The organism is Paraburkholderia sp. SEWSISQ10-3 4 (genome assembly GCF_030464785.1).
Lineage (GTDB): Bacteria > Pseudomonadota > Gammaproteobacteria > Burkholderiales > Burkholderiaceae > Paraburkholderia > Paraburkholderia aspalathi.
The window spans coordinates 225,082-239,299 of record NZ_JALPRI010000001.1 but is presented as its reverse complement, the minus strand read 5'-3'; the positions used below and the strand labels follow the sequence as shown (position 1 = coordinate 239,299).

The window sequence follows — 14,218 nt, the reverse complement described above, 5'->3', positions numbered from 1 at the left end:
TCTCTTGGACAAGTGTGGGCGCAAGACAACCCGGTGCAGTCTGCAACACCACCTGCGGCTCAGGACGTCGGCGGCACAGTCAGCGCGTCGACAGGCGAATCAGGATCCACAGCGACGCTCTCGCGGCAACAGGTTTACCAGGATCTCATTCGTGCACAGCAAAGCGGAGAACAAAGCCGCTTGCGGAGCGAGTTCTACCGCGGCAAATGACGAACCGGCACCCTGCGTCCCAAGAGGGCCTTCACGTCGAAGGAGCGTAATACACGCAACGTATGACGGTGCGTGTGGAGGCTCAGCGGGACCCAGTCGACAAGCCACTGCATTGATTACTTCCGGGCTTTGCGACGACCACCCGATCAGTAACCAACCTGCTTTTCGACTTTCCGGAACCGTCCTGTCGACCGATAGTGCTGGAACCATGGGTTAGTGCGCAGTTCACATAAACGTGGCGAGCGCTCGGCAACCGCGACCTCAAGCCAGTGAAACATCTCGTCTGCCTGTGCGAGGCGTGCGTACAATTCCGCAAACAGGAGCGGCGATGTATAGCGCTTTCGGCTCCTTGTCTGTAGATCCTGCAGATACCACTGCAGAACCTTCTGATAGCCGCCCGAGTCCCAGATCGCTCGAATGGACGCCGCCCGGGCAAACTCGTTGCACCGTGTCAATGCATCGACGGTCGCTTCGATCGCCTCTTCGTATAGCCCCTGGACTTCGAATGCAGTAGCCAGCAACTGGTAGATCAACGGCGATCTATTCCCGTGCCCGCTGTTGAGATACTCGCGGATCACCTCCTCGTATCTGCCCGACTGTATGAGCCCGAATACGCGCGAACCTTCGAATCCCAGTGGGTCCACACTTTCGGCGAGCTCGAACTGCGCTCGTCCCTCCGCTTCTCGCCCGAGCACCAGTAGAAGCCGTCCGTACAGGCGGCTGGTTTCCGCATGGCTCGGGTTGAGCCGCAATGCCTTCAGAAACTCGGCTTCCGCGCGCTGCCAATCCCAGTCGTAGAAGTAGTGCACACCGGCAAGCGCCTGGTGAGCCTCCGGAAGATTTGCGTCGAGCGCGAGGGCGCGAAGTGCCGATTCGCGCGCTTTGGGGTAGCCGTGCGACGGCGCGTAGAACCCATGCGTGGCGGTCGATCCGAAGATATTCGACAAGCCGACATAGCCGAGCGCGTAAGTCGGGTCGCGATCGACAGCACTTTCGAAGTAGCTCCGCGCGCGAATGAAGTCCTCGTCATTTAACGCATGATGCGCGGCGAATCCCGCATCGAAATGAACGCGCCGAGTCCAGTAGTATCGGCCACGCAGGTAGGCATCGTGCGCCATCGGATCGACCGGCAGACGTCTTGCGAGCATGTGTTGCTGCTGTTGCGCGAGCGCCGGCGAGACTTCTTGAGCAAGGGCGGTTCCGACCTCTTTCTGGATATCCAGTGCGCCGCGCGTCATCGGCTCATGTGCACGGCTCCAGATCTGCACCTGATCGACACAGCGGATCAGATGCGCCAGGATGCGAACCCTTCCTCCGTCCCGTGTTAGCGAACCTTCGAGCACATAGTCGACTGACAGTTCGTGCGCGATCTCCGCGATGCTTTTATTCACCCGCCGGTAGCGGGCGGCCGTTGTCCTGGCAATGACGAGAATCCGCTCGGGATTGAGCACCCCGATGTTCGCGGAGGTCTCGTCCGCAAGCGCGTCGCAGAGACTGTCCTCGCTTGAGTCGCCGGTGTTGTTTTCGAAGGGCAAAACCAGCACGCGAACCGCTTCCGCGGGAATTTGCAAAGGCTCCTCGGAGAACGTCCTCGTGCCGTTTAGCCGATACCCCTTCCCCTTGACTGTAGTCAGATGCAATGGGTGGTCGGGATTTTCATCTAGTGCGATCCGGATTTTTCTAATTGCTGTGTTAATGCTGTTGTCCGTTTCGCGGAAAGCGTTACCGCCCCATAGCGCCCTGACGATGTCTGCGCGCGTTACGAGTTGTCCATCGCGGGACGCCATCAGGATCAGCAACTCCATCGGCAGGCGCTCAAGAGGAATCTGCTGTCCAGCCCGACGCAATTCGTAGCGCTGGATATCGAGTTCGGTGTCTCCGATCCTGACGAACTCCTGAGGATTCATTTGCGCTCCTGAAACAGCGACTCATTGCCCATCTTGACGCTTACAGCCTCCTCGCGGTGACGCTTCATTCGGAACGACGCAACGAATGCGAATGTCGCGCAAAGCACCACGACAAGCGCAGGTGAAAATGTCCAGTTTGTTGTGGATGCAAGAATGCTTGCGGCGAGCGGCGCTATTGCCATCGGTGCGGCGAGACCGACATTCATGGCGGTGGCGAGGCCGCTGAATCGCACGTCGACGGGAAACATCTCCGCAATCGCACACGCGTAGGTTCCATTTGCAAACGAAGCGACGACACCGGCCATCAGAAACAGCAGGGGCAAGCTGACCTGATGCCGGGTCACCGCAACGTAAAAGAAAGGAGCGAACAGAGCCGACAGTACCGCACCCGACATGAAGACATAACGTCGCGACAGCAGCTCCCCGAAGTAGGCCGTGACGAGGATGCAGCCCGAGATGGCGGCCACATACAGGAACTGGGCGCTCGCAATCTTCCGCGGGTCATAGTGCAGCGTCTGAAGGTAGGCTGGCATGTGCGCCACGAAGAGACCACTGGACGCCCCCACCAGTGACGCCGCGGCGACGCCCGTCAGCACTGACGCGGCATGCTTGCGGAACAGAACAGCGAGCGGCTCGCGGTGCCGGGCGCTCACTCCCCGCGCATATTCGTCGGTTTCCGCCAACGTACGCCGCACAACGAAACTCAGCAGACCTAGGAGACCGCCAACCAGAAAACCGATCCGCCAACCGAATGCACGGACCTGATCCGAAGTGAAAATCATCTGCACGCCGAGATTGATGCTGATGGCAAGCATGAGCGCGATATTGACAGCGAGAAACACCATGCCGCATAAGATTCCGGGTTTCGCGTGCTCTGTTTCAACAGCATAGATAACTGCGCCCGGCAATTCACCGCCCAGGCACAAACCTTGTGTGATTCGCAGCAGAACCAGGAGCATTGGCGCGGCAACGCCCAGCGATTCGTATGAAGGAAGTATTGCGATGAACAAGGTCGACACAGCAGCGACCATTGCCGACGAGGTGAACACAATGCGCCGGCCGTACTTGTCGCCTAGCCGGCCGAGGAAGATGCCGCCCACGAGCCTCGACATGGAACCGGCAGCCAGGACCGCGAACGACAGTGTTTCTGCGGGCAGGCCTATTCGTGCCGGGAAGAATTCGCGGCCAATGCTTTGTGCGAAAAATCCATAGACGGCGTAATCGAATACCTCGAGCGCGCCGCCTGTGCTCGCAACGAAAATCATCCAGCGTTGACGGGGGCTCAAGGAGCAGGTCTCAGCTCTTTCTCGACGTCTTGGCGACAAATGGTGTCGGTACGTGCTGACACGTCTCGCTTCCGCATTTCGGGCATCGCGGATGGGCGACCTCATGTTCCGCGAGATGTTCAGCGTGTTCGAACAACTCGCCACATTTCTCGCAACGATATTGGTACGTCGGCATTGCGCTTCTCCAACACGATTCCCAACTGCGTTGACCAGCTACGGCTCGCCAGCGCTTTCTGGTAGTCTGAAAATTAATTCTAGTGCAGCAAATGCGCAGTCATGCGTCTCATCGTAGCCAGTGCGCAGAGCGAGGTTCGATATGCAAATTCAGTCCGGCACCCTGTGGCCGGCCATCCTGCGCCAGACTGAGCATGCGCTGCGCTGTGGTGCGCTGCGACCGATCGAGACCTCTCAGGCGGTGATTGAAGAAGGCGGCGTACGTTTTCTTGTCCGCCAGGTATCGAGCCTCACTCGCAAGGATGAAGCCCGACAGGCGCCTAAGCCCGACGCAGGGACATTCAATCCGTTCCTTCCTTATGACCCGGACCTTTTTGTGGCCGATATCTCGGGCACTCACCTTGCCTTGCTCAACAAGTTCAACGTCATCGACCATCATCTTCTGATCGTCACCCGCAGCTTCAAATCGCAGGAAGCGCTGCTCGACCTGGCGGACTTTGCCGCGTTGGTTGCGTGCATGGCTGAGTACGACGGTCTGGGTTTCTACAACGGCGGCGCGGAGGCCGGCGCGAGTCAACTCCATAAGCATCTGCAGATCGTGCCGCTGCCGCTTGGAGAGTCAGGTCCGTCGGTCCCTATTGAGTCCGTTCTCGAGTCCGCGTGCATGGACGATGCGATTGATGGCACGGTACCCGGTCTGCCTTTCAGGCACGCGTTCGCCCATCTGGAGCTGGCGTCTGCTGACCTAAGGCACGCTGCACAGGCCGCATTCGATTGCTATCACGCGTTGCTCGGAGCGATTGGCCTGCGCGCGATCGAGGTGAATGGCGAGTTGCACACTTCGGCGCCGTACAACCTGCTTGTCGCGCCTCGATGGATACTGCTTGTGCCTAGGTCTTCGGAACGTGTCGAGGGAATTTCGGTGAATGCGCTGGGGTTCGCGGGATCGCTCTTCGTGCGAGACGCGGCGCAGATGGACGTCATCAAGAGGCTCGGCCCGATGACCGTGCTGCAGCGAGTCGCGGTCCCTGCAGACGAATGAGAACGGCCAGGCGCGATTTCTCTGGTCACCTAAAATATAGGCATGGTTCTGACCTCAAAGGAGGTTGCCATGACCGAGTCGATGACCAGTTTTGTAGTGGGAATCGTGGTGGTGCTATGCATCGTGATATTTACCGCGATACGTTACAGGCGGGAGCACAACGACCAACCGGTCGCCCGCTGGCTGCACGCACATCCGATCAAGGACTGGCTGCACCATAAGCACTGAATAGCGCAACGTGACGTCTGCTAGATCGCAATCGACGGAATGCTCTTCATGCAGCGGAGGGCAAACATCGAGCGGCTATGGCGAATGCCCGCGATTTTATAGAGCTTCTCGCGCAGAAACCGCTCGTAGCCCGCCGTCCCGTCGACTGCGACTTTGACCAGGTAGTCGTAATCGCCTGACACCAGATACGCCTCCAGCACTTCGCTCAAGGTCGCCAGTTCGGCGCCGAAGCGGGCGAGGGCGTCGTCGTCGTGACGGTCGAGCGTGACTTCGAGCAGCACCACGTCGGCGAAACCGAGCTTCTGCTGATCGAGCAACGCGACGTAGCCGCGGATGTATCCCTCCGTCTCCAACTGACGCGTGCGATTCCAGCAGGCCGTGGTCGACATGCCGACCAGCTCGGCGAGTTCGGCGTTGCTCAGGCGCGCGTTCTTCTGCAATTCGCGCATGATCTTCCGATCCTGGTTGTCCAGTGGGCGATTTCGGGTGGTCACGGCATTCTCGGAAGTTTATTCAGATAAATGCCATTCTAACGGAAGATTGTCCTTCGCTCGGCCAGTTCAACGAACTGCGTCGAACATGCCGTGTGTGGGCGATGCACATGAGGCAATGGAAAAACCGGGTCCCACCAAAGGGATTGAAGCCTCAAGTGATAGCGGCGCGCAGTAAAACTAGTCAACCTCGCGCAGGGCATGGAGATTGTCCAACGCTTCGGCGAGACACGCGGCAAATGCGTGGCAAGTTCCGCTGATCGGATCGGATTCGAGAGATGCTATCCCGGTCTCGAAGCTGATCGTCGGCACAAATGGCCTCATCACGAACTGTTCCGTGTCGCAGCATTGCGCGATCAACCGGTTGACGATCGCCGCACCGACCCCACGTGCCGCCATCGCGCACGCCACGCTCACCGAATGCACCTCTGCGACCACATTGGGCGTGACCCGCGCGCTGCGGAACGCCGCGTCCACTTCGTGACGAAGCGCGCTCTGACGCCATAGCAGCACGAGCGGTACGCCGTCCAGATCGCGCGCGGTGACGGTCGCGTTCCGGGCGAGCGGATGCGAGCGTGGTATCACGCACACCGATTCACTGTTGAACCGCCATTTGACTAAAAAGCCGGACAGGCGCGTCGGTAGTCGAACGAACGCCAGATCGACCTCCCGGCTCAGCAATGCGCGTTCTGAAGCGTCGTAAGTACCCGAAAACACTTCCAATACCGCGTCGCGATGCGTTTCGTAGAAATGCTGCATCACAGCGGGCAGCAGGAACTGGGCAAAGGTATTCGGAACCATGATGCGCACGAGCTTGCGCTGCGTGCCGGCCAGTCGCAGTTGCTGGGCATGCCGTTCGAGGCACCGCGCCGCTTCGACGATCGTCTCCACTTCCTGCACCAGCGCGTCGCCCTCACGCGTTGGCGTCAGGCGGCCCTGTTCGCGCACAAACAGGCTCAGGCCGAGATCCTCCTCCAACTGGCTCAGCAGGCGACTCACCGCCGACTGCGAGCATCCCAGCCGTTGCGCGGCTGCCGTAGTCGTATGCAGCGTCGAAATCGCCACAAAAGCTTCGAGTTGCTTAAGGTTCATTTCAGGTTCTGCATAGGGTTATGTTGATTCGACATAAGGTTGCGGACAGTTTTTTGCCGTCGAATGATCGGGGCGTTGCATGAGCCCGGTACCGTTTGCGCCACCGGACCCCCCGCATTTTCATCATTTGAGGTTTCACACGCAATGATCGCCTTCATCATCCGGCGGCTCATCCAGAGCATCGGCGTGTTGCTGCTCACGTCCGTGCTCGTCTTCTGCGGCGTGTTCGCCATCGGCGACCCGATCGCGATTCTCGTCCCGGCGGACGCGACCCCGGCCGAAATCGCCCAGGCCGTGCAATCGCTCGGACTCGACCAGCCGCTCTGGCAACAGTATCTGCATTTCATCGGACGAGCACTGCACGGCGATCTCGGGCGCTCCTTCGTGTTCAACCAGCCATCGATCCAGCTGATTCTTGAACGCCTGCCGGCAACGCTGGAACTCGCGCTCGTGGCGCTGGTGCTTGCGCTGATAGTCGGTCTGCCGCTCGGCCTGATCGCTGGGCTGAAGGCGGGATCGGTGCTCGACCGCACGGTGATGACGGGCTCGATCCTCGGCTTTAGCCTGCCGAACTTCTGGCAAGGCATCATGCTCGTGCTGATCTTTTCGGTCACGCTGGGCTGGCTGCCGTCGGCCGGCCGTGGCCAACCCGGCATGCTATTCGGCATCCACACCAGTCTCGCGACGTGGGACGGCCTGCGGCATCTGCTGCTGCCCGCGCTCAATCTGTCGCTCTTCAAGATGTCGCTCGTCACGCGTCTCACGCGCGCTGGCGTGCGCGAAACGCTGCCGCTCGACTACGTGAAATTCGCCCGAGCCAAAGGCCTGCGCGAGCGGCGCGTGATCTTCGTGCATGTCCTGAAGAACATCCTGATTCCCATCGTCACGGTTGTGGGTATGGAATTCGGCTCGTTGATCGCATTCGCCACCGTGACGGAGACGATCTTCGCGTGGCCTGGCGTCGGCAAGCTGATCATTGACAGCATCACGAAGCTCGACCGTCCGGTGATCGTTGCCTATCTGCTGATCGTGGTCGCGATGTTCACGCTACTCAACCTCGCCGTCGACATCATCTATTCGCTGCTCGATCCGCGCGTGCGGCTGGAGGCGGCATGAGAAGCAGCGCAAGCTTTTCTGCGTGGCAGGTTGATCGCAATACGACGTTGGGCATTGTGCTGCGCAGCCTGTTCGGCAAGCCGGCCGTTGCCGCCGCGACCTGTGTATGTCTGGCGCTCGTTGTAATCGCGCTGCTTGCGCCGTGGATCGCGCCGCAGAATCCCTATGATCTCGCCGCGCTCAATATCGTCGATGGCCGCCTTCCACCCGGCGCGCGTGGTGTGAACGGTCATCTGTACCTGCTCGGCAGCGATGCGCTCGGGCGCGACATGTTCGCCGCGATGATGTACGGGCTGCGCATCAGTCTTGGTGTGGGCCTGCTGAGCGGCGTCTTCGCGATGACGCTCGGCACGACGCTCGGCCTCGTCGCCGCGTACTTCGGCCGTTACGTCGATACGCTCATCATGCGCGCCGTCGATCTGATGCTCGGCTTTCCGACGATTCTCGTCGCGCTGATGATGCTCGCGATTCTCGGCCAGGGCGTCGACAAGGTGATCCTCGCGCTGGTAGTCGTGCAGTGGGCCTATTTTGCCCGCACCGTGCGAGCAGTCGCCGCCGTCGAACGCCGCAAGGAGTATATGGAGGCCGCGCTGTGCCTCGGCTTGAGCCACCGGCGCGCGTTGTTCAGCCAGTTGCTGCCGAACTGCCTTCCGCCCGTCATCGTGATTGCCCTCGTACAGATTGCCGCCGCCATTTCAGCCGAAGCAACTTTGAGCTTTCTCGGTATCGGCCTGCCGGTCACGCAGCCCTCGCTGGGTCTGCTGATCGCGAACGGCTATCAGCAATTGATCGCGGGCTTTTACTGGATCAGTGTTTTTCCCGGCCTGTTGCTGCTCGTGCTCGTGTTCAGCATGAATATAGTCGGCGACAGTCTGCGCGAAGCATTGAACCCGCGTCTGCAGAAATAGGATTCCGCATGTCCACCCCTACCTTGTCCGTGCAGAATCTGCGCACGCATTTCTTTACCGGTGCGGGCGTCGCGAAGGCAGTCGACGACGCGAGCTTCGACGTGGCGCCTGGCGAGATCGTTGGCCTCGTCGGTGAATCCGGGTCAGGCAAATCGATTACGGGCTTCTCCGTGCTCGGCTTGATCGACACGCCGGGACGCATCGTCGGCGGGCGCGTGCTGTTCAAAGGCGAAGACCTGACGATGCTCACGCCTGAAGCGCTGCGCCGGCTGCGTGGCAACCGCATCGCGATGATCTTTCAGGATCCGATGATGACGCTGAACCCGGTACTGCGTATCGACACACAGATGATCGAGGCGGTCCAGGCTCATGCGCGCGTATCGAAGCACGCGGCGCGGCAACGGGCGCGCGACGCCCTCGCGTCGGTCGGCATTCCGTCGCCGGACGAACGCTTGCGTGCCTATCCGCACCAGTTGTCGGGCGGCATGCGGCAGCGTGTGGCGATTGCGATCGCGCTGCTGCACGACCCAGAACTGATCATCGCCGACGAACCGACCACCGCGCTCGACGTCACGATCCAGGCGCAGATTCTCGCGGAAATGCAGAAGCTGTGCGCCCGCTCGAATACGTCGATGGTGTGGGTCAGTCACGATCTCGCGGTGGTGGCGGGGCTGGCGGACCGCATTTGCGTGATGTACGCCGGCCGGGTCGTTGAAACAGGCAGTGTCGACGAGATTCTCGAACGACCGCGCCACCCCTACACGATCGGGCTGATCGACTCCGTGCCCGAAAAGGCCCGACGCGGCGAACCGCTCAAACAGATTCCGGGTATCGCGCCGAGCGCACTCAAGCTGCCGGTGGGCTGCGCGTTCGCACCACGCTGCGCGTACGCCACCTCGTTGTGCCGGAGTGCCGAACCCCCCGTCACTGGTGACGGTACGCATCTGTACCGTTGCTTCCACCCACGTTCCGGAGCGCCAGCATGAACGCACCCCATGTCATGGCGCCGCTGGTCGAAGTCGATCACGTGTCGCGCCGCTTCGTTCGCCGCCTGAACTACGCCGAGCGGATCGCCGGCTGGCTCGGCGCGCGCGCAGAAGAACAGATCGTGCATGCAGTGGACGATGTCAGCCTGACCGTTCATCGCGGCGAAGTGGTCGGCCTTGTCGGCGAGTCCGGCTGTGGGAAGTCGACGCTCGGCCGGATGCTGGCCGGGATCGTGGCGCCGTCGAGCGGCTCGATCCGCACCATCGAGAAGACCGCTGAGCCATCGCCGGGCAGTGAACACGGTGCACAGCGCACGCCGCGCCACCGGCTTGCCACCCAGATGATCTTCCAGGACCCGCTGTCGTCGCTGAATCCTCGCAAACGGGTGCGCGACATCATTGGCGAGGCACCGCTCGTGCACGGAATCGTGGAGCGCAAACAACTGGATGCCTATGTCGTCGACGTGATGGAGCGCGTTGGCCTGAACCCTGATTTCCGCACACGCTTTCCACATCAGTTTTCCGGCGGCCAGCGTCAGCGCGTCGGCATTGGACGCGCGCTGGCGGTCAAGCCGGATTTCCTGATCTGCGACGAATCGATTGCGGCGCTCGACGTATCGATCCAGGCGCAGATCATCAATCTCTTCATGCAACTGCGCCGCGATCTCGGTCTCACCTATCTGTTCATCAGTCACGATCTCGGCGTGGTCGAACACATCAGCGATCGCGTCGCCATCATGTATCTGGGCCGTATTGTCGAAACCGCGCCGACCGTCGAGTTGTTTGCCAATCCGCAGCATCCTTACACGATTGCGCTCCTTGCGCAGGTGCCGCGCCTGTCGAACCGCAAACGGCAGTTCGAATCGATTCGAGGCGAAATTCCGTCGCCGCTCGCGCCCCCTGACGGCTGTCATTTCCATCCGCGCTGTCCCCACGCAACGCAACGTTGCCGCACCGAGCGCCCCCTGTTGCATCCAAGCGGCCTCGCTCATCAAGTCGCGTGTCATCTGGTGGAGGTGCAATGACGGTGGTGATTTCATCCATGCGCCGACGTGGCCTCAAACGCGGCCTCAAACGCACGGCGGCACTCGCGCTCGCGTGCGGGTTGAGCTTTGCCGGCGTGACCACCAGCGCGCAGGCGCGCTCGCTGACGATGGCGCTCGCCTCCGAGCCGCAATCACTCGATCCGCTGTTCTCGCGGACGCAGAACAATATGCAGACCGCCGAAAACATGTTCGAGCGGCTGATCGAACAGGACGACAATCTGCAGGTCCGGCCAGGTCTTGCGGTGTCGTGGCGCGCGGTCGATCCGCTGACATGGGAATTCCATTTTCGCCCGAACGTGCGCTTCTCGGACAACTCGCCGATGACTGCCGACGACGTCGCGTATTCGTTGCGCCGCGCGCGGTCCGTGCCGAACAGCCCCGCGCCGTATTCGGGCGCGGTCGCGAACATCGAGCGCATCGAGGTCGTCGACCCGCTCACGCTGCGCATTGTGACGAAGACGCCGTCACCCGCCTTCGTCGAACAGATCGGGCTCGTTTATATCGTCTCGCAGCATGCGACGACGGGGCACGCGAGCAACGACTACCGCCTGCCCGCCGTCGCGGTCGGCACCGGTCCGTATCGTCTTGCGCGCTGGATTCCGGGCGACCGTCTTGAGCTCGTGCGCAACGAGCATTACTGGGGCAAGCGGCCTATTTTCGACACGTGCACCATCCGCTTCGTGTCGAACGATGCCGCACGGCTGTCGGCGTTGCTCTCCGGCTCAGTTGATCTGATCGACAACGTACCGCCTGTCACGATCGGCCGCCTGCGCCGCGAACCTAACGTGACGCTGTTTTCCGGTCCGTCCGCACGGCTCATCTATCTCGCGCTCGATTCGTCGCGCGACGCTTCGCCATTTGTCGCGGCTGCCGACGGCTCGACGATCGCGCGCAATCCGCTGCGCGACGTGCGCGTGCGCGAAGCCATCTCGAAGATGATCGACCGCGATGCGATTACCCAGCATCTGCTCAACGGTGCCGGACTACCGGCTGCGCAAATCGTGCCGCCGGGCATGGGCGGTTATGACCCACAGCTTCAACCGGACCGGTACGACCCCGTCGGCGCGCGACGCCTGCTTACTGCCGCTGGGTATCCAGACGGTTTCCGGCTGACGATCCATTCGTCGAACGACCGCTTCGCCAGCGACGGCGATCTCGGTCAGGCGCTCGGCCAGATGCTGGCGCGCGGCGGCATTGCCGTGAACGACGTCGTCACGCAGCCCTACAACGTGTATGCAGGCGCGGCCGCACGGCGCAGCTACAGCGCATTCATCTTCAGTTTCGGCAATACGACGAGCGATTCCGCAATTGCGCTGACCAACGTGCTCGAAAGCTATTCACGCGAGAGCGGCACGGGCGCCTTCAACCGCACGCGCTACTCGAACCCGACGCTCGACCGGCTGTTGCGCGAAGCCGCGGCAAGCTTCGATCCGGCGCGCCGCAACGAGTTGCTTCAACAGGCGGCGCGTGCGGGATTCGGCGACTACGGCATCGTGCCGCTCTATTTCCCGGTGGACTATTGGGCGACACGCAAGGGCGTGATCTTCCATCCGAACAAATCTGAACGCACCTCGCTGCTCTTCATCGAGACACAACCATGACTGATGCTTTTTCCCGTAGCGGAGCGCTTGCCGCCGATTCGACGTTCAACCCGCTTTGTGACGCGATGGTGCCAATGCGTGATGGCGTACGCCTCGCTACCGATGTCTACTTCCCCGCTGGTTACCGCGCCGGCATAGACGCGCCGCTGCCTGCGATTCTCGAACGCACACCGTATGGCAAATCCGATATCTCGCGCTCGGAAATCCATCACGGCGAGCCGCCTGCGAATCGCGCCGACGTTGCCCGCTATTTCGCCGCGCGCGGCTACGCGGTCGTGCTGCAGGACTGCCGCGGGCGCTACAACTCCGAGGGCACGTTCACAAAATACGTCGCCGAAGGGCCGGACGGCTTCGACACGATCGAATGGATCACGCAACAGCCGTGGTCAAACGGCAAGGTCGGCACGATGGGACTGTCGTACGCGGCCCACACGCAGCTTGCGGCAGCCTGCCTGAATCCGCCGGGGCTCGCGTGCATGGTGCTCGACTCGGGTGGCTTCGCTAACGGGTATCGCTGCGGCATCCGCCAGGGTGGCGCCTTCGAACTTAAGCAGGCAACGTGGGCGTTCAACCGCGCGAAAAACAGTGCCGCGGCCGCTGAGAATCCGCTCGTCGCGGCGGCGCTGGACGCGAGCGATCTGCGCCAATGGTTTGCACGGATGCCGTGGCGGCCCGGTCATTCGCCGCTCGCGACAGTGCCGGAATACGAGAGCTATCTGTTCGAGCAATGGACGCGTGACGTATTCGACGACTACTGGAAACAGCCCGGCATCTATGCCGAGGGCTACTACGACACCATGACGCGTGTGCCCACGGTGCTGATGTCGAGCTGGTACGACGCGTACGTGCGCAGCACGCTGGATAACTTCGCCGCGCTCTCCGGCACGCCGGGTGCTCCTGCGTATCTGATCATGGGTCCGTGGCTGCATGGCGACCGCAACCTGTCATATAGCGGCGACGTTGAATTCGGACCGGACGCGGTGATCGAAGGCCAGATTGCGAAAGACTGGCTGGCGTTCCGCGCCGACTGGTTCGACCGCTGGCTGAAACCGCAAGAGGTGTCGCATGAATCCGCCGATGCCGTCGCGCGCATCTTCGTGATGGGCGGCGGTAGCGGGGCGCGTAACCAACAGGGCCGCATGGAGCACGGCGGACGCTGGGTTAGTTCATCGCAATGGCCGCTGCCCGGTACGCGCTTCACGCCGTTTTACCTGAGCGCGAACGGCTCGCTTTCAGCCTCGGACGACGCATTGCATAGGGAGCCCGCTGCAACCGCGTATGCGTTCGATCCGTCGAATCCGGTGCCGACGATCGGCGGCGCGCTGACCTCGGGCGCGCCGGTTTTCGAGGGCGGCGCGTTCGACCAGCGCGAAGACCCGTGCTTCTTCGGCACGCGGTACGCGGGCATGCCGCTCTCGGCTCGCTCCGACGTTCTCGTGTTCCAGACGGAGGCGCTCGAAGAGGACGTCGCCGTGGTCGGACCTATTGTCGTGAAGCTCTGGATTTCGTCCGACGCGCCCGATACCGATTTCACCGCGAAGCTGATCGACGTCTATCCGCCCAATGCAGATTATCCGCATGGCTACGCGATGAACCTGACTGACGGCATTTTTCGTTGCCGCTTTCACGAATCGTGGACCGAGCCGCACATGCTCGAAAAGGGCCGCGTCTACGCGATCGAAATCGAACCGTTCGCCACGGCGAATCTGTTCAGACGCGGCCATCGCATCCGTCTCGATGTTTCAAGCAGCAACTTCCCGCACTTCGATGTCAATCCGAATAGCGGCGAGGCGCCCGCGCTGGCGCGCACGCCACGCGTCGCGGTGAACCATGTGCATTTCGGCGCCGGTCAGGCGTCCCATGTTGTGCTGCCGCTTGTCCCGGCGGCTTCGCTCGAAGCAATGCCGCCGAATCCCGGCGGATAACTGCAACGCTAGCTAGAAGAAGCTAGCGGCACTTCCGCATCACTCCATTGCCGGTCATTGAGGCGTCGCGTTCAGCGCGACGTCCGGGGCCCCTTTTTGCCCGAATTTTTTGCGAACGCCCCGACGCGACCCGAAACAGCACGACAGCTTTCCGTTCGTTGCACGCCGATTTTCAACAGCAAGTCCCACTCCAAGAGGAAAAAGCA

13 protein-coding genes are annotated in these 14,218 nt (G+C 61.5%); 8 read left to right on the top strand and 5 right to left on the bottom strand.

Annotation, left to right across the window (positions count from 1 at the left end):
* Positions 1–356 precede the first annotated feature (356 nt).
* The 3 genes from M0D68_RS01055 to M0D68_RS01045 are packed head-to-tail and all read right to left on the bottom strand — an operon-like array spanning position 357 to position 3,578.
* Positions 357–2,117, bottom strand: coding sequence for a winged helix-turn-helix domain-containing protein (locus M0D68_RS01055; protein ID WP_211700258.1), 1,761 nt, complete (start codon positions 2,115–2,117; stop codon positions 357–359).
* Positions 2,114–3,403, bottom strand: coding sequence for an MFS transporter (locus M0D68_RS01050; RefSeq protein WP_266223547.1), 1,290 nt, complete (start codon positions 3,401–3,403; stop codon positions 2,114–2,116). The genes M0D68_RS01055 and M0D68_RS01050 overlap by 4 nt, the downstream gene beginning before the upstream one ends.
* A gap of 10 nt (positions 3,404–3,413) precedes the next feature.
* Complete coding sequence (locus M0D68_RS01045; protein ID WP_093642035.1) at positions 3,414–3,578, bottom strand: FmdB family zinc ribbon protein; 165 nt, start codon at positions 3,576–3,578, stop codon at positions 3,414–3,416.
* 141 nt (positions 3,579–3,719) lie between these two features.
* On the opposite strand from M0D68_RS01045, the gene M0D68_RS01040 reads away from it, so the two are divergent.
* A complete protein-coding gene (locus tag M0D68_RS01040) occupies positions 3,720–4,619 on the top strand; it encodes a phosphorylase (protein ID WP_266223546.1) in 900 nt (299 codons plus the stop codon).
* A 69-nt stretch (positions 4,620–4,688) separates the two neighbouring features.
* Complete coding sequence (locus M0D68_RS01035; protein WP_167378482.1) at positions 4,689–4,847, top strand: hypothetical protein; 159 nt, start codon at positions 4,689–4,691, stop codon at positions 4,845–4,847.
* A gap of 20 nt (positions 4,848–4,867) precedes the next feature.
* On the opposite strand, the gene M0D68_RS01030 is transcribed toward M0D68_RS01035, so the two are convergent.
* Entirely contained in the window at positions 4,868–5,341 is a 474-nt protein-coding gene (locus tag M0D68_RS01030; protein ID WP_054035587.1) for an Lrp/AsnC family transcriptional regulator, read from the bottom strand.
* A gap of 177 nt (positions 5,342–5,518) precedes the next feature.
* Positions 5,519–6,430: a LysR family transcriptional regulator gene (locus M0D68_RS01025; RefSeq protein WP_200653893.1), complete on the bottom strand. Its 912-nt coding sequence runs from the start codon at positions 6,428–6,430 to the stop codon at positions 5,519–5,521.
* Positions 6,431–6,574: 144 nt separating this feature from the next.
* Here M0D68_RS01025 and M0D68_RS01020 point away from each other — a divergent pair, with 144 nt between their 5' ends.
* The 6 genes from M0D68_RS01020 to M0D68_RS00995 are packed head-to-tail and all read left to right on the top strand — an operon-like array spanning position 6,575 to position 14,012.
* Complete coding sequence (locus tag M0D68_RS01020) at positions 6,575–7,546, top strand: ABC transporter permease (RefSeq protein ID WP_093642044.1); 972 nt, start codon at positions 6,575–6,577, stop codon at positions 7,544–7,546.
* Entirely contained in the window at positions 7,543–8,454 is a 912-nt protein-coding gene (locus M0D68_RS01015; RefSeq protein WP_093642047.1) for an ABC transporter permease, read from the top strand. Before M0D68_RS01020 ends, M0D68_RS01015 begins: the two co-directional genes overlap by 4 nt.
* A gap of 8 nt (positions 8,455–8,462) precedes the next feature.
* Positions 8,463–9,440, top strand: a complete 978-nt coding sequence (locus M0D68_RS01010) for an ABC transporter ATP-binding protein (protein WP_093642050.1) — start codon at positions 8,463–8,465, stop codon at positions 9,438–9,440.
* The gene (locus M0D68_RS01005; RefSeq protein ID WP_256456889.1) at positions 9,437–10,465 is read left to right on the top strand and encodes an ABC transporter ATP-binding protein; all 1,029 of its coding nucleotides are present in this window, start codon (positions 9,437–9,439) and stop codon (positions 10,463–10,465) included. The genes M0D68_RS01010 and M0D68_RS01005 overlap by 4 nt, the downstream gene beginning before the upstream one ends.
* The gene (locus tag M0D68_RS01000; RefSeq protein ID WP_256456888.1) at positions 10,462–12,087 is read left to right on the top strand and encodes an ABC transporter substrate-binding protein; all 1,626 of its coding nucleotides are present in this window, start codon (positions 10,462–10,464) and stop codon (positions 12,085–12,087) included. The genes M0D68_RS01005 and M0D68_RS01000 overlap by 4 nt, the downstream gene beginning before the upstream one ends.
* Entirely contained in the window at positions 12,084–14,012 is a 1,929-nt protein-coding gene (locus tag M0D68_RS00995) for a CocE/NonD family hydrolase (RefSeq protein ID WP_200653897.1), read from the top strand. The genes M0D68_RS01000 and M0D68_RS00995 overlap by 4 nt, the downstream gene beginning before the upstream one ends.
* Positions 14,013–14,218 lie beyond the last annotated feature (206 nt).